The following is a 17,737-nucleotide window of genomic DNA, read 5'->3' as shown; positions in this document are numbered from 1 at the left end:
GGAATGAAAGGTGAAACTAACAGGTAAACAATCTTGGGTATTTGAGCACAAGCTTTATGTCAATGCAGAAGGAACTGCTGCAGGACCTAAGGAAAAAGAAGGTCCAATTGGACATTTAATTGATAAAACATACGATGAAATGCACTGTGATCAAAAGAACTGGGAAATGGCTGAAAGGAAGCTCATGGATGATGCGATATCAAGTGCTTTATCAAAAGCAAATTTGCAAAAAAGCGATATTGATCTGTTGCTGGCTGGAGATTTACTCAACCAGAACGTCACTGCAAACTATGTGGCAAGAGAGCTGAAGATCCCGTTTCTCTGCTTGTTTGGAGCATGCTCGACCTCAATGGAATCGGTCGCCATTGCGTCAGCACTCATTGATGGTGGCTTTGCAAATAGAGCCATCGCAGCAACAAGCAGTCACAATGCGACCGCAGAACGCCAATTTCGAAACCCGACCGAATACGGCGGACAAAAGCCAGATACAGCAACAAGTACCGTAACAGGGAGCGGAGCCGTTATTATCAGCCAAGAGCCCTCACAAATTCAAATTACAAGTGCAACGGTAGGCAGGGTCATGGATCTCGGCATTACAGATCCATTTGATATGGGATCGGCCATGGCACCGGCCGCGGCAGACACCATCAAGCAGCATTTAGAAGACTTAGGAAGAACAGTAGATGATTACGATTTGATTTTAACTGGAGATTTATCAGGCATTGGTTCACCGATTTTAAAGGATCTCCTGAAAGAAGAAGGCATCCAGCTTGGGCGAAAACACGATGATTGCGGTTTAATCATCTATACACCCGATCAAAACGTATTCGCTGGAGGCAGCGGCTGTGCTTGTTCAGCTGTTGTGACATTTAGTCATATTTTTCAAGAAATGAAAGCAGGGAATCTGCAAAGAGTACTCGTTGTCGCAACCGGGGCGCTACTCAGCCCAATGATGGTTCAGCAAAAAGAGACCATTCCAACCATTGCGCACGGTGTCGTATTTGAGCGTGCAGGAGGAGAGAGCTAATGGATTATCTTATCGCTTTTGTGGCAGGCGGACTTATTTGTGTCATTGGCCAGCTTTTGCTAGATGTACTCAAACTCACGCCGGCACATGTCATGACTACTTTTGTTGTGGCAGGTACCATTTTAGACGGATTCGGTATTTATGATAAATTTATTGAATTTGCAGGTGCGGGCGCAACCGTACCAATCGTCAGCTTTGGTCATAGCTTGCTTCATGGGGCAATGCACCAGGCAGATGTACATGGATTCATCGGCATCGGTATCGGGATTTTTGAATTAACCTCGGCTGGAATATCAGCTGCGATTTTATTCTCATTTATTATCGCACTGATCTTTAAACCGAAAGGATAACCGAATATGGGGCAAAGACGGAAAGTCATTTTAGTGACAGACGGAGATATATATGCTGCCAAAACCATTGAGCTCGCCGCTAAAAACGTCGGCGGACGATGTATTTCCAGCTCAAAAGGAAATCCAAGCAAACGGACAGGACCTGAACTTGTTCAGATGATTTTAAAAACACCGTATGATCCAGTCTTTGTGATGTTTGATGATTCTGGACTGACCGGTGAAGGAACAGGCGAGACGGCGATGAAACATGTAGCACGCCACCCTGAAATCGAAGTCATTGGCGCGATTGCAGTTGCATCCAAGACGCACCAAGCCGAATGGACAAAGGTCCATGTCTCCATTGACCGGGAAGGTGAACTGACAGAATACGGTGTCGACAAACACGGTCTTCCCGAAATGGAGCCCCATAAAATGAGCGGGGATACAGTGTATTGTCTTGACTCCCTCAATCTCCCGTTCGTTGTCGGGATTGGAGATATTGGCAAGATGGGACGGAAAGATGATCTGAGCAAGGGATCTCCAATCACGATGAAAGCAGTGGAATTAATATTAGAAAGGAGTGGCTTCCATGAAGAAAGACAAGGTAAACGTGTACCGGGACCCGAAGAAAAATGAAGATTACTTCAAAGAAAATGTCGGAATGGGTCTCAGCTTTGACCTTGGTGTTCGGAAAATTTATATACACGATCAGGAAATCCAGCTTTACTATGTAAACGGATTGTGTGATACACAGTATGTCATCTACTTATTAAAAGAACTAATCGAAATCAATGATAACGAACCAGAATCAGATGATCTTGCACATGTAGTCGAGAACCGCCTTGTCAATCAGCAGGTCTCCAAGGTAGAAACGCTGGATGAAGCGGTGGATCAAGTACTGTCCGGGCTTGTAGCAGTTGTTGTAGAAGGTGAAAACTACGCCTTTATCATTGATGTTAGAAGTTATCCTGGCAGAATGCCTGAGGAGCCGGATACAGAAAAGGTTGTCAGGGGAGCAAGAGACGGTTTTGTTGAAAACATTATTGTAAATACAGCGCTTATTCGAAGAAGAGTGCGGGATGAAAAGCTGCGATACAAAATGCTCAAAGTAGGCGAACGTTCCAAAGCCGATGTTTGTGTTTGCTATATTGAAGATATTGCAGACCCAGATCTTGTAGATATTATAGAAAAAGAAGTATCAGGAATTAAGGTCGATGGGCTGACGATGTCTGATAAAACGATTGAAGAATTTATTATTAAGCAAGGATATAATCCCTTTCCGCTAGTGCGTTACACCGAGCGTCCAGATGTCGCCGCTAACCACATATTAGAAGGGCATGTCATCATCATTACGGATACATCCCCTAGTGTCATCATTACACCAACCACTATTTTTCACCACGTTCAGCATGCAGAAGAATATCGCCAGGCACCTGCCGTTGGTACATTCCTAAGATGGGTACGCTTTTTAGGCATTTTATGTTCTACCTTTCTTTTGCCGATTTGGTTTCTTTTTATCCTTGAACCAAATCTTCTGCCTGACAATTTAAGCTATATTGGGTTTAACAAACCTTCTCATATCCCTGTGATTCTCCAAGTGTTCCTTGCTGATTTCGGGGTGGAATTTTTAAGGATGGCAGCAATTCATACGCCAACCGCCTTGTCGACCGCCATGGGACTGATCGCGGCTGTTTTAATTGGACAAATCGCTATTGATGTCGGTTTGTTTACACCAGAGGTCATCTTATACGTTTCACTGGCGGCGATCGGTACCTTTACAACGCCAAGCTATGAGCTGAGTGTCGCCAATAAGATTGTCAGGCTCATCATCCTAGCACTAGTGGCGATCTTCAAACTGAATGGACTCATCATTGGTTTTACGTTGTTACTCATTTATTTAACTTCCATTCGTTCATTGCAGACGCCTTATATGTGGCCGTTCCTCCCTTTTAATGGGAAGGCTTTGTGGCAAGTGCTGATTCGGACGTCTGTTCCTGGCTCAAAAGTAAGACCGAGCATCGTTCACCCTCAAAACAGATCAAAAATTCCGCCAAATTCTTAAGGCTCATTGAAAGTGGCTGAAGATTGTGATATTGTATTTTTAACTTTGAGACAAGGCAAAAGGCAGCTCACGCAGCTGCCTTTTTTCAGCCGAAGCGGAGAAAGAGGGAATGACATTGTATTTACACGGCACTTGCAGACAAAATGAACTCGGTCATTTAGAAATTGGTGGTGTTGATGCTGTTTCTTTAGCTGAAACGTATGGGACACCACTTTATGTATATGATGTGGCTTTAATACGGGAGCGCGCAAAAAGCTTTCAAAAAGCATTTATAGAAGAAGAATTAACAGCGCAGGTAGCATACGCGAGTAAAGCATTTTCTTCCATCGCCATGTTTCAGCTTGCTAAAGAAGAAGGATTATCTCTTGATGTTGTCTCAGGCGGTGAGCTTCACACAGCCATTTGCGCTGGATTCCCAGTAGAAAAAATTCATTTCCATGGCAATAATAAAAGCAGAGAAGAATTAAAAATGGCTTTAGAGCATGGGATCGGCTGTATAGTTGTGGATAATTTCTATGAAATGAAGCTCATTGAACAGCTTGGTCAAGAGCTGTCAAAAAAAGTGAAAGTATTGCTCCGCATCACGCCTGGTGTCGAAGCACATACGCATGATTACATTACGACAGGTCAAGAGGATTCAAAATTTGGCTTTGATCTTCACAATGGACAAGCAGATGAAGCGGTGAAACAAGTGCTTCGTTCAGAAGTGATCGAGCTTTTAGGTGTTCATTGTCATATCGGTTCACAAATTTTTGATACGGCTGGTTTTGTCCTTGCGGCAGATAAAATCTTTTTGAAGCTGGATGAATGGAGAGAATCATTTGGTTTTATTTCTACAGTGTTAAACTTAGGCGGCGGCTTTGGGATTCGTTATACAGAAGAGGATGAACCACTTCCTGCGACAGAATATGTCGAGAAAATAATCCAAGCTGTGAAAAAGAACGTGGCCCGCTATGAGTTTGATATGCCGGAGATTTGGATAGAACCAGGCCGTTCTCTCGTTGGAGATGCAGGGACGACTCTTTATACGATCGGATCATCAAAACACGTACCTGGCATCCGCGATTATGTTGCGGTAGATGGCGGAATGAGTGACAACATTCGTCCGGCTTTATATCAAGCGAAATATGAAGCGGCAAGTGCCAATAAAATGAGTCAAACGCATGATCAAACCGTTTCAATTGCCGGTAAATGCTGTGAAAGCGGAGATATGCTCATTTGGGATATCGATCTGCCAGAGTTATCACAAGGGGATTTATTGGCTGTCTTTTGTACCGGAGCTTACGGCTATAGTATGTCAAACAACTATAACCGCATTCCGCGCCCAGCGGTTGTGTTTGTAGAGGACGGGGAAGCGCAGCTTGTGGTTGAGCGTGAAACCTATGAGGACATTGTCAAACTTGATTTACCGTATCAATCAAAAGTGAAATCATCTAATTAAAAAAGCTGCCTGGGGTACAGGCAGCTTTTTTTCATGGATTATTTTCCTCCAGTGAATACAGAGACGATCGCGTTCCAGATGGAGACAAAGAAATCCCAAATCTTTTGAAGAAGGTTTTTCCCTTCATCTGATTCTATGAATTTTGTAATCTTGTCTTTTGCTTTATCAATTTGAGATCCTACTTGATTCCAATCGATATTGATGTTTTTCATTTTATCAAATAGCGAGACAAGCTGATCTTTTTGATCCTGCGTCAGATTTAAGTTCAAATCAGAAGCAGCCTGATCGACTTTTTCTTCTACTTCTTTGGTGGTTTTAGGGACACCGTTTTTTGCAATGTCATCTTTGATTTTTGCAATAAGGGCAGAAGCGTTGTCTTTCCCGATAGAGTCACCTAATTTAGAAGTAGTCACAAGCTCTTCGTTTGCCACCTGCTTCACATCTTCTGGAATGGCTTTGTCGCTTGACACCTCATACGCTTTAAGTAAGCCCGTCAGTGCGGCTGTACCAGATACTTCAAATGGAGCAGTGACGACAACCTTGGCATCCTTGACACCTGCTGTCATTAAAGCATTTAAATACATCTCATCTGTAATGGTCTTGATGTTGTGTGTATCCACAGTCAGACCAGTACCTGATTTCTCAATGGTGATAGATGAAGATGATAATGCTCTCGTCCCGATAGAAGAACGAGGGATATACTTTCCTAAATATTCGTGCTCTTCTTTATTGGTTACTTCAATTTTTGTCGCATTTTCAGGTGGATTCAACTCGTCAAGCACCTTTTGTCGATCAGCTGGTGTTAAGTCTTGCCCGAGTGTGACGATGACATCGCCGACAGCTGCATCCGCTAAGCTGACTTTTGGCGCACCAATTAGGAAAAGGAGCGCTGCCATCATACCAAGCATCATTTTTTTAAACATGTTGACCTCCTTCAAGTCGAAAGCGTTCCTCTTTCAAGAGAAATTCAGCTTTTGAGTACACGTACAGAAATGTACTCCATCATATAGACGTAACAAAATGACTCGACGTTTCAATTTTCTTTTTAAGATGTGTTCCTTTTCCAATAAATGAAAACATGTCATTTCGTCACATATCATTTTATTAGGAAAAAAGAATCAAGCAATCCTATTTTATCAATCATCAGTTAAGAGGTAAATGACAATCGAAGAGCAGGGGATGTTTAACATTACCGAAAATGTGCTATAATGAGCGTTGTTTAACCTGAAAGGAGAATGTGAAAAATGGCGAAAAAAGGATACATACAATTAACGAATGGAAAGAAAATTGAGTTTGAACTTTACCCAGAGGCTGCTCCAGGTACAGTAGCAAACTTTGAAAAATTAGCGAATGAAGGCTTCTACGATGGATTGAAATTCCACCGCGTGATTCCAGGTTTCGTCAGCCAAGGCGGCGACCCAAACGGTAATGGAACGGGTGGTCCTGGTTACACAATTAAATGTGAAACAGAAGGAAATCCACATCAGCACGAAAGAGGTTCATTATCAATGGCACATGCTGGTAAAGACACAGGCGGCAGCCAATTCTTTATCGTACATGACCCGCAGCCGCACTTAAACGGTGTTCACACTGTTTTTGGCAAGGTAACATCTGGTATCGAGGCTGTACTTGATATGGAGCAAGGCCAAGGCATGGAAAAAGTTGAAGTTGTAGATGCTTAATCTAAAACACCGCTAAACGCGGTGTTTTTTATTTTGTATCTGATTTTACAGTTATTTGTTCTGTTAAGCGGTAGGTGATGATCCAATACAAAATGGCTGTGGCGCTGATAGCGGCACCAAATAGACATACCCCATTCCAGCCATAGTTTGCGTATATGCTGGTTGAAACAATTGAACCGGTCGCACTACCGATGGAGTAAAAAATCATGTAAGCAGCCGTAAGCCGGCTTCTCGCCTCAGGCCGCACTGTGAAAATCATAGTCTGATTCGTTACGTGTACTGCCTGCACAGATAGGTCAAGAATGATAATGCCAATGACTAAGGCAATAAGTGAATGTTCAGTCAAACTGATGAAAAACCATGAAATGAATAATAGGACAAGGGCTATACCGCTTGTGAACTGTCCAAAACCTCGATCAGCAAGGCGGCCAGCCCGAGCAGCCCCTAACGCTCCGGCTGCTCCAGCAAGACCAAATGCGCCAATAGCAGTATGTGAAAGAGAGTGTGGCGCAGTACTGAGAGGCAGCACGAGTGAAGTCCACAACGTACCAAAGACGATAAAAATCAGAAGAGCTAGAATCCCGCGGATGCGCAGGATTCGTTCTTGTATAAACAATGTAAACATTGAACGAAGCAGATGAACATAGGATAATGACTCTCTTTTGCTGTCATCACGCGGGAGCACTCGGAACAATACGCCAGTTAGGATCAGCATGATGACGGCAGAAACAAGATATACAGACCTCCAGCCAGCAAAATCGGTTAATACACCAGCAAAGGTTCGGGCGAGAAGAATACCGATGACGATTCCACTTTGCACCAAGCCGACGATACGGCCGCGCTCTTCTGGAGCAGCCCAACTTGCTGCAAACGCAACGAGTACCTGAGTGACTACAGCGAGCAGTCCGACCAATGCTAATCCTATAAATAGGACGGTGACGATAGGAGCGATGCCGACTAGAATGAGGGCAAGCACAGATAAAAGCATCTGACCAATGATGAGCCGGCGTCGATTCAACAGATCACCAAGTGGTACGATCAGTAGCAGCCCCGCCGCATAACAAAGCTGAGTAATCGTAATGACAATACCTATGGATGAGTACGTGATACCAAACTCGACTGCCAGTGAATCTAGTAACGGTTGTGCGAAGTATATGTTTGCAACAGCCATCCCGCAGGCTGCTGCAAAAAGTAGTGCCATATAGTGAGTCATTTTATCTTTAACCATTCATTGCATCACCTCCTTTTTATACTAATCGGTACAAAATGATTCCTGTTAAGGATAACCATCAAAATGTTTTAAAGTCAAGAATTTATTCTGTGTTAATCTTGAAAGAAGAAAGACAGTTTGACAATTTTACCTGAACAAAATACAATCATAATGTACTGATTAGTAATGAAAAGAAAATGATATCCTGATAAATAAAGAAATAGACAATTGTTATCGTGAAAGGATTTTATTGTTGAAAAGAGGAATTGATGATGGTTCGACAGCGTGAGTTTGATGAGGAAAAAGCGTTGAATGATGCAATGATGCTTTTTTGGGAAAAGGGGTATAGAGCTACAACGTTAAGCGATTTGACTGCAAAAATGGGAATACAGCGGCCAAGTTTATACGCAGCCTTTGGAGATAAAGAGGAATTATTTGAGGCTGCATTACGCACATATACAAAGCAGCATGCAGCCCGTATTCGAACAAAACTTCAAAACAATCGATCTGTAAAGGAAGCATTTCATCTATTATTGACAGATGTAGTGGAAGAGGAATATGGAGATGGCCCAAGTAAAGGCTGTCTTTGCATTAATACAATAGTGGAGCTTGCTCCACACGAAGAGAAATTTGAAATTTTGACAAGAGAGCATCAGATGTATCTTTCGGTTATTTTTGAAGAAAAGATAGTGCAAGGCATTCGCTCAGGTGAGCTCGAAAGCGGCTTGAATGCTAAAGCCTTAGCACAGACACTGGTCGTTTCTTTCATCGGGCTTACCGTCCTCATGAAGTCACGTCCAGAGCGTTCATTTGTAGATCATTCTGTAGCGACGATCCTATCCATTTTAAAATAAAATGGATAACACCTATGACACCTTCTGAGAAAAAGCGTATTTTGATCCATTACATCAAAATACGCTTTTTCTTTTAGGGCATTCATGCACAGAATCTTTTTTTATGATATGATAAGAGAACAAACATTCGTATTTGTGAAATGCCAGCATATCCAGCTGCAAATGAAGAAAATAGAAAGAAGGGGAGACTTTGAAAACACTCACTAAAGAAGAAAAAAATCAAATGATGATGGCCATTCAGCGTTACTTTGCCGAAGAACGAGAAGAAGAGATTGGTGAATTAGCAGCCATTAATATACTAGAATTTATTACAAAAAACCTTGGAAGCTACTATTATAATCAAGGGGTTCGCGACAGCCGCAGCATCGCTGTTCAGCGGTCACAATTGTTAGAGGAAGACTTATTCGCACTCGAAAAAAGAATATAATCGAAAAGCCTGCAGTATCGTGTGGGACGAACTGATAAATAAGAAAAAGACCCCCTTAATAAAGAACGCATATTCGTATCATATGTAATGATTAAGAGGTGGAACCAAAGGGCTATCTGAATCGTTATATAAGTAACCATTAATGAAAATCAGCTTTTTTGGTTTTATTTCAATAAAAGAAGGAATAAAACATACAAATAGGCGAAGTGCAGATGATGGAGGTTCTAAATATGGGGAAAATTAAATTAAAAATGGCAATCTTATTTGTTTTACTGCTTTGTTTAGGCGCAGGTTATTTATACATGAATGGCATGAAAATTGAAGATGTGCCAACAGCCATTGGCGAGAGCTTAACAAATAATGATAAAGATTACACTATCTATGAATATACCATTACGAAAATTGATGGAGATGAATATTACGGTCAAGCAAAGAATGGCACCAAAATCATTTTTAATGGTAAGAAATTTGAAGATGATGTGGCCGATCTGAAAAAAGGCGATCGTATTAAAGCCTACTTTAGTAATGAAAAAAGAATAGATGGACTGATAAAAGTAGTAAAAGTCGTAAATTAACATGTCTCCTTTCCTATAAGGAGGCTTTTTTTTTGAAGAAATCTTGATTGTTGCATTTGACAACAAGGATCGCTATAATAGCCCCTAAGGACAGCTAAATATCGATTGTATCCTTCGGGGCAGGGTGAAAATCCCGACCGACGGTAATAAAGCAAATGCTTTACAGCCCGTGACCCGTTAATTTATTAACGGTTGATTCAGTGAAAAGCTGAAGCCGACAGTGAAAGTCTGGATGGGAGAAGGATAAAGAAAGCTATGAACGAAAAATATTTGTTGATCATAGTCTTATTTCTGATGCAAAAAAACCACAGCCCCGGAATTTTTTCCGGGGCTTTCTGTATGTTTTTGTTGTTAATAGATGCATGCAGTGTTTATTAGGTGATCCCTCATCTACCTTGTATGGACCATAAAAAGCGACGAAGGTGCTCAATCGATCACATGTCCCTAACATCGCTTTTTTTAAAAAGTGAGAAATACAAATGAAAAGAAAGGGAGGATCACATGTTTACGGGGATTATTGAAGAAGTTGGCACCGTTCAGTCATTAAGTAAAAAGTCAGCAGATGCCATGGAAATTGTCATTACATGCAGCCGTGTGCTGGAAGATGTTCACCTCGGAGACAGTATCGCCATTAATGGAGTATGTCTGACAGTCACAAGCTTTACAAAAGGACAGTTCGCCGCAGATGTGATGCCAGAGACGGTCAAATCGACATCACTGGATCAGCTGACAAAAGGCAGTCCAGTGAATTTAGAGCGAGCCATGTCCTCAAATGGACGATTTGGCGGCCATTTTGTCTCAGGCCATGTTGATGGAACGGCGGTCATTACCCGAATAGAAAAGAAGAGTAATGCCATTTACTATGATTTAAAGATGGACAAGACCCTCACAGATATGCTCACCCAAAAGGGTTCGATTGCAATAGATGGTGTCAGCTTGACCATTTTCGATTTGCGAGATTCACAAGTCACAGTCTCTATTATTCCTCATACGCTTGAAGGAACTATTTTCCCGACTAAATCTATGGGGGATATCGTGAATATAGAGTGTGACATGATCGGTAAATACATTTATCGTTTTTTAACAAAAGAGCAAGGCGATAAACAGCCATCTCGATTGACCCCATCATTTCTAAAAGAGCACGGATTCTAGGAGGCGATTGTATGTATCATTCTGTTGATGAGGCAGTAAATGCCCTTAAACAAGGAGAAATCATTATCGTAGTGGATGATGAAGACAGAGAAAATGAAGGAGACTTTGTGGCACTTGCTGAGCATGCCACACCTGAGGTGATTAACTTCATGGCTTTACATGGAAGAGGCCTCATTTGTACGCCAGTCGATGCGTCGATCGCCAAACACCTGAATCTGCATCCAATGGTTGAACATAATACAGATGCACACCATACAGCATTTACAGTAAGCATCGACCATGTGACAACGACGACTGGTATCAGTGCTTTTGAGCGCTCCACGACCATGCTGGCCATGTTAAATAAAGACGCAAAACCAGACGAATTTGCCCGTCCAGGCCATGTTTTTCCGCTTATTGCAAAAGAAGGCGGCGTACTAGAAAGACCAGGTCATACAGAGGCGGCGGTTGATCTTGCTAAACTGGCAGGCTCAGAGCCAGCGGGTGTCATATGTGAAATTATGAATGCAGATGGATCAATGGCTCGCGTCTCTGAACTAAAGGAGATCCAAAAACAGTATGATTTAAAGATGCTGACAATAGAAGCATTACAGATATATTTAAACAATAATCAAACAGCGACTATCAAAACAAAATAAAAATCACAAAAAAGGATGATTAACATATGAATACAATACAAGGTCATGTAGTAGCAGAAGGACTAAAATTTGCAATCGTTGTAGCGAGATTCAATGATTTTATTACAAGTAAACTGTTAGATGGAGCAGAAGACACATTGCTCAGACACGGAGCAAATGGTGATGATATCGATGTTGTGTGGGTACCAGGCGCTTTTGAAATCCCGTACATGGCAAAAAAATTAGCTGAAACCAAAAAATATGATGCAGTCATCACACTTGGAACCGTGATCAGAGGCGCAACGACTCACTATGATTACGTTTGTAATGAAGCTGCTAAAGGAATTGCTCAAAGTGCAATGTCAACAGGGGTACCGATTATCTTTGGTGTACTGACAACAGAATCGATTGAACAAGCCATTGAAAGAGCTGGTACAAAAGCTGGAAATAAAGGCAGCGAATCGGCTGCAGCTGCTATTGAAATGGCGAATCTCAATCGAACGTTCTCTTAATTTAGTGAAAAAGAGTTTAAAAACGGTATAAAAATGTTTATAATGTGTGATGAGCAAATGAATCATAAGACATTTGCTGGAAATTAGGATAATTTGAATATTGAGGGGTATATATGTTAATTCGTTACAAGAGGTCTTTTGAAAAAATTGCCATGGGACTCCTGTCCTTTATGCCGGGTGAGAAAGACGTCAAACAGCTTCAGCAGACGATGAAGTCATATGAAATGGATGAAGATCGGCAGCTGTTCCTATGGAAAGATGGCGAGGATATTGTAGGTGCTATTGGTGTGTTGAAAACAGACGACCAAGTACAAATCGAACATATTAGTGTGAATCCATCCCATCGTGATCAAGGAATCGGCAAGGAAATGGTTTTAGCCGTGGAAGACATATTTAAAACCAAAACACTCATTCCAAATGAATTAACGCAAGGCTTCTTTCATAAGTGTCACAGCGAATCAAATTAAATATCACACATGTAAAAGCAGAGGCTACAGTCCTCTGCTTTTTTTACGTTCAATCTGCTTTTTTCGCTCCAGCAATACATCTGTCCGGTCACGGAGTCTATGTTTTTCGATTAAAAATGTATGGGATAAGTTGCTTTCCTGTCCAAAAAGCAGTCCTTCTTTTTGGGCCATTTCTTGGCATAAAGAAAGAAGTGCTTCATCTTTGATCGGCAGCATCACACTCTCATAGGGCATGTCTTCATCCATCTTCTTTTTCAGCGTTCGCAAAAGCAACAGAAATGCCTCATCATCCAGACCGAGATTCGATAATACTGAACGGTTTGCTTCTAACAAATGAAGACTGTTAGAAATGAGCCTTTTTGCTCCTTTTCCATTTCCCCGTCTTTGATGATACAAGGCAACAGCGAGCTGAATGAGCCCGACCCAATATTCTTTGCGCTGCTCAGGGGGATCTTCCTTCCAATATTCCTCTAGAATTTCATGACACTCAAAATAATCTCTTGTTGTATGAAATTCGTGTAAAAAAGCCACGTACGCTTCAGGATACACAGCGGTCATCTCCTTTTCCACTTTCAGTCTAACATATTGAAAAGAAAAGAAGAAAGAGCGTCCCTTTTGTGAAAAGGACGCTCTGTTTCTTTAATAAACCCAAGCCGCGCCAACGATGATCAGCAAGATGAAAAGCACGACAATAAGCGCGAATCCTCCGCCGAAGTTATAGCCATCTCCCATAATGATACGGCCTCCTTTTTCATCAGTTCTGATTACAATGGTATTCTATGTATAAATGCCCTTATTGGTTTGGGCGGATCCACTGTTTTTCTTGATTTGCCCAAGGCATCATGGCCGAAATTATATTGGACGAGAGCTTTATCCTGTCTTATACTAAAGGTTAGCCGGTGAAACGGTACTTAGAAGACAGTAGAAATGGTGAGAAAAAGATGCTGGAATATCAGGTGAAAATAGATTCGTTCGAGGGTCCTTTGGACTTGCTTTTACATTTAATTAACCGGTTGGAAATTGATATTTATGATATTCCCGTCGCTAAAATTACGGAGCAGTATTTATTATATGTCCACACGATGAGGGAGCTTGAGCTCGATGTTGCGAGTGAATATTTGGTCATGGCTGCAACCCTCCTGAGTATTAAAAGCAGAATGCTTCTTCCGAAACAAGAGGAAGAGCTGTTTGATGAAGACCTGCTCGAAGAGGAAGAGGATCCTCGAGAAGAGCTGATTGGCAAATTGATTGAATACCGCAAGTATAAAAATGCAGCGCAAGAACTAAAGGAACGCGAAGAAGAAAGGCAAAATGCCTTTACAAAACCACCGAGTGATTTAAGCGAATTTGCAAAAGAATCAGAAGCGAAGGACACAAATTTACACGTAACGGTGTATGATATGTTAGGTGCGTTCCAAAAGGTATTAAACAGAAAGAAAATAACGAAACCAGCACCATCAAAGATTACAAGACAAGAAATCCCGATTGAAGACAAAATGAATGAGATTATGAACCATTTAAGAAAAACAAAAAAGCGGACCAATTTCATGACTCTATTTCAACATGATCAAAAGGAACACCTTGTCGTGACGTTTCTTGCTGTTCTCGAATTGATGAAAAGCCATCAAATCATGCTAGAGCAGGAAGGGAACTTTGAAGACATTTATATCATAGGGAGTGAAACGATTCATGACGCTTGATATCGTGAATTGGAAAGCCATCTTAGAAGCGCTGCTGTATGCAGCAGGTGACGAAGGCTTAACAAGAAAACAGCTCATGTCTGTTCTTGAAGTAGATGAGTCGGTATTACTCGACATTATGTCTTCCGTAAAGGAAGAATATCAAAAACAAGAACGAGGGATTGAGCTCATTGAATATGCAGATTCATATATGCTGCTGACGAAAAAAGAATACAGCATGTATTTAAAAAAATTAGTTGAGACACCATCCAAAGGTTTATCGCAGGCAGCGCTGGAGGTGCTTGCCATTGTTTCTTATAAACAGCCGATTACACGCAGTGAGGTAGAGGAGATTAGAGGCGTCAAATCAGAGCGTGTGCTTCATAGCTTAGTAGCCAAAGCATTGCTCTGTGAAGTAGGACGTGCCGATGGCCCGGGACGAGCAATTCTTTATGGGACAACCCCGACCTTTTTAGAGCAATTTGGCTTAAAAGCGTTAGATGAATTACCACCGCTTCCAGAGAATGTGGAAGCAGATGGTGTGCAAGAAGAAGCTGATCTATTTTTTGAAAACTTCAATCAAACATTTGAAGATATAAAATAGTTCAAACGAAGGAAAAATGTATGATAAAATATAAAAAAGATTTTAGGTCTAAAATCTTTTGATGACAGATAAAATGGTGACAAAGCCATGAGGGGAAGGTAAACAAGAAACAAATGGCACATATGAATGTAAAGGCTCAAGTTGATCAAGCAGGCGTCTTTTTATCAAAGGTTGCAATTGAAATGAATGGTTTTCTGAACGAAGCCACCTTATCAAGCTTGAAACAATTAAACCCCGAAGCGGAAGCCTATTATTGTGACATATTGAGTACATTACGGAAGCTTGCAGTGTACAGCGAGGATGCAGCAGCAGTTTGCAGGAAAATGGGGCAGCAGCAGACATTTCCGCAGCAAGCCGCACAGCAGATGCTTCACCGTATTTATCATCAATGTATTGAAGAATTTTTCACGCCGAAAAAGGATACATGGTATGAAGACAGCCGTTCGGCCTATACAGGAAAAAGCAGCATTGTTTTTCACCATGAAGTATCCGCTGATATGAAACAATTATTTTCTTCATTAGAAAAAGACTTTTTAGCGATGAGAGAAGAGCTGGAATATACGACTTCTCATCAGCAAGTGAAAATGGTATAAGTAAGTCGAAGAAGCGTCTCTACATGTAGAGGCGCTTTTTTTTATGGACGAGGCATCATAACTTTTTCAGCTGAGCATACACTTGTACAAAACGGACAAGGACGTGAATGAACATGCCCTATTTAAAAATTGGAACAGCAGTCCTTCTTCTATTTACACTCTTACTGCCTTTTTCCTCACATGCCAAAGCAGACATTTCGTTATCAGTGAGTGCAAGAAGTGCCATTTTAATAGATGGACAGTCAGGCAGAGTCCTATTTGGAAAGGACGAGCACGAAAAAAGAAGAATCGCCAGTATTACAAAAATCATGACGGCTGTATTAGCTATTGAATCAGGAAAAATGAAAGATACCGTCAAAGTATCAAAACGTGCGATTCAAGCGGAGGGCTCATCCATTTATTTAAAGGAAGGACAGAAGGTGAGCTTAGAAGATTTGACATACGGGCTCATGCTGCGTTCTGGAAATGATGCAGCTGTTGCCATTGCAGAGCATGTTGGCGGCAGCTTAGAAGGCTTTATTTTTATGATGAATCAAAAGGCGGCTGAACTAGGAATGGAGAATACGAATTTTCAAAATCCGCACGGACTCGATGATCATAAAAATCATTATTCATCAGCCTATGACATGGCGATCCTAACAAAATACGCGATGAAACATAAACAATATCAAAAAATTGCTGGTACGACTTTCTATAAAGCGAAAACAATGGAAGGCTATTGGAAAAATAAAAACAAGCTGCTCACCGGTTTATACGAATATTCAACTGGAGGGAAAACAGGATATACAAAACTTGCAAAACGTACACTCGTCTCCACCGCTGCAAAAGGGGATGCTGAGCTGATCGCTGTGACCATTAATGCGCCGGATGACTGGAAGGATCATATCTCTATGTTTGAATATGCATTTGATCACTACAAAACGTATGTGCTTGCTGAAAAAGGAAGACTTGCTTCGTTAAAAGGGACCTTTTACGAAAAAAAAGCGTTTATCAAGCGTGATGTGGACTATTTTTTAAATGAAGATGAGAAAAAACTTGTCAAAATTGAAACAGAAATGCTCACTCCTAAAAAGAAATGGAAAAAAAACGCCGAAGCCATCCCAGATGTTGTAGGGAAAATGACCATTTTATTAGATGGACAGGTGATTGAGCAATTACCGATTTTTTACGAAAATAAACGAAACCGCATGCCTCAGAAAAGCTTTCAAGAAATGTTTAAGTCTGTCTTTCAGACATCTATAGGCGGATCTTCATGGTCAATCTAATTTGGGTATTTCTCACTGTCATCGGTCTTGTCTATGCGATGTTTAATGGAACGATGCATGAAGTGAATGAGGCTGTATTTAAGGGCTCAAAAGAAGCGGTTACTATTTCAATTGGTCTGATTAGTGTCCTCGTTTTTTGGCTCGGGCTCATGAAGATTGCCGAAGAGGCAGGGCTGCTAAATTTCTTTAGTAAATTGTGTCGGCCCTTTATTTCAAAGCTATTCCCGGATATTCCGCCTAATCATCCTGCAATGGGGTATATTTTGTCCAATCTCATGGCGAATTTCTTTGGTCTTGGGAATGCCGCTACACCGCTTGGAATTAAGGCGATGGAGCAGATGAAAGCATTAAACGGCGGAAAAAATGAGGCAAGCCGCTCTATGATTACATTTCTAGCGGTCAACACATCCTCTATCACACTTGTGCCAACAACCGTCATTGCTATAAGAATGACCTATGGGGCAGATCAGCCAACAGACATTGTAGGACCAACCATTTTAGCAACACTCATTTCAGGAATCGGTGCAATTATCATCGATCGTTATTTCCACTATCGCAGAAGCAGGCGGGGGTGATCTTGTGGCATTTATTAACTGGCTGTCACTTGCTTTGATTCCACTGATCATCGCAGGGATTTTGATTGCTGGAACCATTAAAAAGGTACCAACATATGAAACATTTGTGGAGGGAGGAAAAGAGGGCATTCAAATTGCCTTTTCCATCATTCCCTATTTAGTCGGCATGCTTGTAGCTATTACGATATTCCGTGCGTCAGGTGCGCTTGATTTTGTTATGGGACTTTTAAAACCAGTCTTTACAGCGATTGGTTTCCCTCCCGAAGTCGTTCCACTTGCGTTTATTCGCCCGATATCAGGAACGGCTGCACTTGGGATGACATCAGACTTGATAGCGACGTATGGTCCAGATTCTTTTATTGGCCAGCTCGCGGCAGTCATGCAAGGGTCAACAGACACCACCCTTTACATTTTGACGGTTTATTTTGGAGCAGTCGGTATTAAAAAGATGGGAGATGCGCTGAAAGTAGGTTTGTTAGCAGATCTCATTGGTGTCATTGCATCTGTGATTATCGTCAGTTTGTTATTTAGCGGCGCCTAATCAGGCGCTTTTTTGTATTTCATGGATGGAAAATCGCTTTTTAGCTGAAATTAGACAGACGAAACGCTTATTTTTCCGCGAATGCTTGTTTGTTTTAGGTCAAGCAAGTAAGATAGTACATGAGG

22 protein-coding genes, 1 pseudogene and 1 riboswitch are annotated in these 17,737 nt (G+C 41.5%); of the genes and pseudogenes, 19 read left to right on the top strand and 4 right to left on the bottom strand.

Annotated elements, in window-relative coordinates:
* Positions 1 to 10 precede the first annotated feature (10 nt).
* The 5 genes from spoVAD to lysA all read left to right on the top strand — a co-directional run bounded on the left by spoVAD (position 11) and on the right by lysA (position 4,859).
* A complete protein-coding gene (gene spoVAD / locus AMR95_RS07435; protein WP_058837982.1) occupies positions 11 to 1,027 on the top strand; it encodes a stage V sporulation protein AD in 1,017 nt (338 codons plus the stop codon).
* Entirely contained in the window at positions 1,027 to 1,377 is a 351-nt protein-coding gene (gene spoVAE / locus AMR95_RS07430) for a stage V sporulation protein AE (protein WP_007501045.1), read from the top strand. The genes spoVAD and spoVAE overlap by 1 nt, the downstream gene beginning before the upstream one ends.
* A gap of 6 nt (positions 1,378 to 1,383) precedes the next feature.
* Positions 1,384 to 1,992 carry a stage V sporulation protein AE gene (locus AMR95_RS07425; protein ID WP_058837981.1) on the top strand — a complete coding sequence of 203 codons (609 nt, stop codon included), beginning with the start codon at positions 1,384 to 1,386 and terminating at the stop codon, positions 1,990 to 1,992.
* Positions 1,946 to 3,418, top strand: a complete 1,473-nt coding sequence (locus AMR95_RS07420) for a spore germination protein (protein WP_047204120.1) — start codon at positions 1,946 to 1,948, stop codon at positions 3,416 to 3,418. Before AMR95_RS07425 ends, AMR95_RS07420 begins: the two co-directional genes overlap by 47 nt.
* Positions 3,419 to 3,533: 115 nt before the next feature.
* The gene (lysA, locus tag AMR95_RS07415) at positions 3,534 to 4,859 is read left to right on the top strand and encodes a diaminopimelate decarboxylase (protein WP_058837980.1); all 1,326 of its coding nucleotides are present in this window, start codon (positions 3,534 to 3,536) and stop codon (positions 4,857 to 4,859) included.
* 38 nt (positions 4,860 to 4,897) lie between these two features.
* On the opposite strand, the gene AMR95_RS07410 is transcribed toward lysA, so the two are convergent.
* Positions 4,898 to 5,782 (bottom strand): DUF1002 domain-containing protein, encoded by an 885-nt coding sequence (locus AMR95_RS07410; protein ID WP_024422856.1) that lies wholly within the window; start codon positions 5,780 to 5,782, stop codon positions 4,898 to 4,900.
* A 321-nt stretch (positions 5,783 to 6,103) separates the two neighbouring features.
* Here AMR95_RS07410 and AMR95_RS07405 point away from each other — a divergent pair, with 321 nt between their 5' ends.
* Positions 6,104 to 6,541 carry a peptidylprolyl isomerase gene (locus AMR95_RS07405; protein WP_008359679.1) on the top strand — a complete coding sequence of 146 codons (438 nt, stop codon included), beginning with the start codon at positions 6,104 to 6,106 and terminating at the stop codon, positions 6,539 to 6,541.
* A gap of 28 nt (positions 6,542 to 6,569) precedes the next feature.
* Here the strand turns inward: AMR95_RS07405 and AMR95_RS07400 are convergent, their stop codons facing one another.
* Positions 6,570 to 7,769: an MFS transporter gene (locus AMR95_RS07400; protein ID WP_058837979.1), complete on the bottom strand. Its 1,200-nt coding sequence runs from the start codon at positions 7,767 to 7,769 to the stop codon at positions 6,570 to 6,572.
* Between the two features lie 254 nt (positions 7,770 to 8,023).
* Between AMR95_RS07400 and AMR95_RS07395 the strand changes: the two genes are divergently transcribed.
* The 7 genes and pseudogenes from AMR95_RS07395 (at position 8,024) to AMR95_RS07365 (ending at position 12,355) form a co-directional block, all read left to right on the top strand.
* Positions 8,024 to 8,605, top strand: coding sequence for a TetR/AcrR family transcriptional regulator (locus AMR95_RS07395; protein ID WP_058837978.1), 582 nt, complete (start codon positions 8,024 to 8,026; stop codon positions 8,603 to 8,605).
* A gap of 190 nt (positions 8,606 to 8,795) precedes the next feature.
* Positions 8,796 to 9,032: a DUF2164 domain-containing protein gene (locus AMR95_RS07390; RefSeq protein ID WP_058837977.1), complete on the top strand. Its 237-nt coding sequence runs from the start codon at positions 8,796 to 8,798 to the stop codon at positions 9,030 to 9,032.
* A 230-nt stretch (positions 9,033 to 9,262) separates the two neighbouring features.
* Complete coding sequence (locus tag AMR95_RS07385; RefSeq protein WP_034623431.1) at positions 9,263 to 9,607, top strand: hypothetical protein; 345 nt, start codon at positions 9,263 to 9,265, stop codon at positions 9,605 to 9,607.
* A 106-nt stretch (positions 9,608 to 9,713) separates the two neighbouring features.
* Positions 9,714 to 9,855, top strand: a riboswitch (FMN riboswitch).
* 253 nt (positions 9,856 to 10,108) lie between these two features.
* Entirely contained in the window at positions 10,109 to 10,759 is a 651-nt protein-coding gene (ribE, locus tag AMR95_RS07380; RefSeq protein ID WP_039179642.1) for a riboflavin synthase, read from the top strand.
* 11 nt (positions 10,760 to 10,770) lie between these two features.
* A pseudogene (gene ribB, locus AMR95_RS07375) lies at positions 10,771 to 11,376 on the top strand (3,4-dihydroxy-2-butanone-4-phosphate synthase); the annotation flags it as partial.
* A 47-nt stretch (positions 11,377 to 11,423) separates the two neighbouring features.
* Complete coding sequence (gene ribH / locus AMR95_RS07370; protein ID WP_029706184.1) at positions 11,424 to 11,888, top strand: 6,7-dimethyl-8-ribityllumazine synthase; 465 nt, start codon at positions 11,424 to 11,426, stop codon at positions 11,886 to 11,888.
* A gap of 113 nt (positions 11,889 to 12,001) precedes the next feature.
* Positions 12,002 to 12,355: a GNAT family N-acetyltransferase gene (locus AMR95_RS07365; RefSeq protein WP_039179637.1), complete on the top strand. Its 354-nt coding sequence runs from the start codon at positions 12,002 to 12,004 to the stop codon at positions 12,353 to 12,355.
* A 24-nt stretch (positions 12,356 to 12,379) separates the two neighbouring features.
* On the opposite strand, the gene AMR95_RS07360 is transcribed toward AMR95_RS07365, so the two are convergent.
* Together AMR95_RS07360 and AMR95_RS18810 are read right to left on the bottom strand one after the other, a co-directional pair.
* The gene (locus AMR95_RS07360; protein ID WP_058837976.1) at positions 12,380 to 12,904 is read right to left on the bottom strand and encodes a DUF309 domain-containing protein; all 525 of its coding nucleotides are present in this window, start codon (positions 12,902 to 12,904) and stop codon (positions 12,380 to 12,382) included.
* Positions 12,905 to 12,994: 90 nt separating this feature from the next.
* A complete protein-coding gene (locus tag AMR95_RS18810; protein WP_012010430.1) occupies positions 12,995 to 13,087 on the bottom strand; it encodes a YjcZ family sporulation protein in 93 nt (30 codons plus the stop codon).
* A gap of 209 nt (positions 13,088 to 13,296) precedes the next feature.
* Here AMR95_RS18810 and AMR95_RS07355 point away from each other — a divergent pair, with 209 nt between their 5' ends.
* The 6 genes from AMR95_RS07355 to AMR95_RS07330 all read left to right on the top strand — a co-directional run bounded on the left by AMR95_RS07355 (position 13,297) and on the right by AMR95_RS07330 (position 17,612).
* Complete coding sequence (locus AMR95_RS07355) at positions 13,297 to 14,055, top strand: segregation/condensation protein A (protein ID WP_024422848.1); 759 nt, start codon at positions 13,297 to 13,299, stop codon at positions 14,053 to 14,055.
* Positions 14,045 to 14,638, top strand: a complete 594-nt coding sequence (gene scpB, locus AMR95_RS07350; protein WP_024422847.1) for an SMC-Scp complex subunit ScpB — start codon at positions 14,045 to 14,047, stop codon at positions 14,636 to 14,638. The genes AMR95_RS07355 and scpB overlap by 11 nt, the downstream gene beginning before the upstream one ends.
* Positions 14,639 to 14,751: 113 nt before the next feature.
* Positions 14,752 to 15,231 (top strand): YpuI family protein, encoded by a 480-nt coding sequence (locus AMR95_RS07345; protein WP_039179631.1) that lies wholly within the window; start codon positions 14,752 to 14,754, stop codon positions 15,229 to 15,231.
* Positions 15,232 to 15,344: 113 nt separating this feature from the next.
* The gene (locus tag AMR95_RS07340; RefSeq protein WP_041085973.1) at positions 15,345 to 16,496 is read left to right on the top strand and encodes a D-alanyl-D-alanine carboxypeptidase family protein; all 1,152 of its coding nucleotides are present in this window, start codon (positions 15,345 to 15,347) and stop codon (positions 16,494 to 16,496) included.
* Positions 16,484 to 17,071, top strand: coding sequence for a nucleoside recognition domain-containing protein (locus AMR95_RS07335; RefSeq protein ID WP_058837975.1), 588 nt, complete (start codon positions 16,484 to 16,486; stop codon positions 17,069 to 17,071). Before AMR95_RS07340 ends, AMR95_RS07335 begins: the two co-directional genes overlap by 13 nt.
* A 4-nt stretch (positions 17,072 to 17,075) precedes the next feature.
* A complete protein-coding gene (locus tag AMR95_RS07330) occupies positions 17,076 to 17,612 on the top strand; it encodes a spore maturation protein (RefSeq protein ID WP_024422843.1) in 537 nt (178 codons plus the stop codon).
* Positions 17,613 to 17,737 lie beyond the last annotated feature (125 nt).

This window comes from Bacillus sp. G1(2015b) (assembly GCF_001482475.1).
In the GTDB taxonomy this organism is placed as follows: Bacteria; Bacillota; Bacilli; order Bacillales; family Bacillaceae; genus Bacillus; species Bacillus safensis.
Note: the sequence above shows the minus strand (reverse complement) of the source record. Positions and strands in the feature narration are given on the sequence as shown.

Coding starts and splice junctions, on each gene's coding strand:
- spoVAE (WP_007501045.1), top strand. CDS start 1,027: ATGGATTATCTTATCGCTTTTGTGGCAGGCGGACTTATTTGTGTCATT.
- AMR95_RS07425 (WP_058837981.1), top strand. CDS start 1,384: ATGGGGCAAAGACGGAAAGTCATTTTAGTGACAGACGGAGATATATAT.
- AMR95_RS07420 (WP_047204120.1), top strand. CDS start 1,946: ATGAAGAAAGACAAGGTAAACGTGTACCGGGACCCGAAGAAAAATGAA.
- AMR95_RS07410 (WP_024422856.1), bottom strand. CDS start 5,782: ATGTTTAAAAAAATGATGCTTGGTATGATGGCAGCGCTCCTTTTCCTA.
- AMR95_RS07405 (WP_008359679.1), top strand. CDS start 6,104: ATGGCGAAAAAAGGATACATACAATTAACGAATGGAAAGAAAATTGAG.
- AMR95_RS07400 (WP_058837979.1), bottom strand. CDS start 7,769: ATGGTTAAAGATAAAATGACTCACTATATGGCACTACTTTTTGCAGCA.
- AMR95_RS07395 (WP_058837978.1), top strand. CDS start 8,024: ATGGTTCGACAGCGTGAGTTTGATGAGGAAAAAGCGTTGAATGATGCA.
- AMR95_RS07385 (WP_034623431.1), top strand. CDS start 9,263: ATGGGGAAAATTAAATTAAAAATGGCAATCTTATTTGTTTTACTGCTT.
- ribE (WP_039179642.1), top strand. CDS start 10,109: ATGTTTACGGGGATTATTGAAGAAGTTGGCACCGTTCAGTCATTAAGT.
- ribH (WP_029706184.1), top strand. CDS start 11,424: ATGAATACAATACAAGGTCATGTAGTAGCAGAAGGACTAAAATTTGCA.
- AMR95_RS07365 (WP_039179637.1), top strand. CDS start 12,002: ATGTTAATTCGTTACAAGAGGTCTTTTGAAAAAATTGCCATGGGACTC.
- AMR95_RS18810 (WP_012010430.1), bottom strand. CDS start 13,087: ATGGGAGATGGCTATAACTTCGGCGGAGGATTCGCGCTTATTGTCGTG.
- AMR95_RS07355 (WP_024422848.1), top strand. CDS start 13,297: ATGCTGGAATATCAGGTGAAAATAGATTCGTTCGAGGGTCCTTTGGAC.
- scpB (WP_024422847.1), top strand. CDS start 14,045: ATGACGCTTGATATCGTGAATTGGAAAGCCATCTTAGAAGCGCTGCTG.
- AMR95_RS07345 (WP_039179631.1), top strand. CDS start 14,752: ATGGCACATATGAATGTAAAGGCTCAAGTTGATCAAGCAGGCGTCTTT.
- AMR95_RS07340 (WP_041085973.1), top strand. CDS start 15,345: ATGCCCTATTTAAAAATTGGAACAGCAGTCCTTCTTCTATTTACACTC.
- AMR95_RS07335 (WP_058837975.1), top strand. CDS start 16,484: ATGGTCAATCTAATTTGGGTATTTCTCACTGTCATCGGTCTTGTCTAT.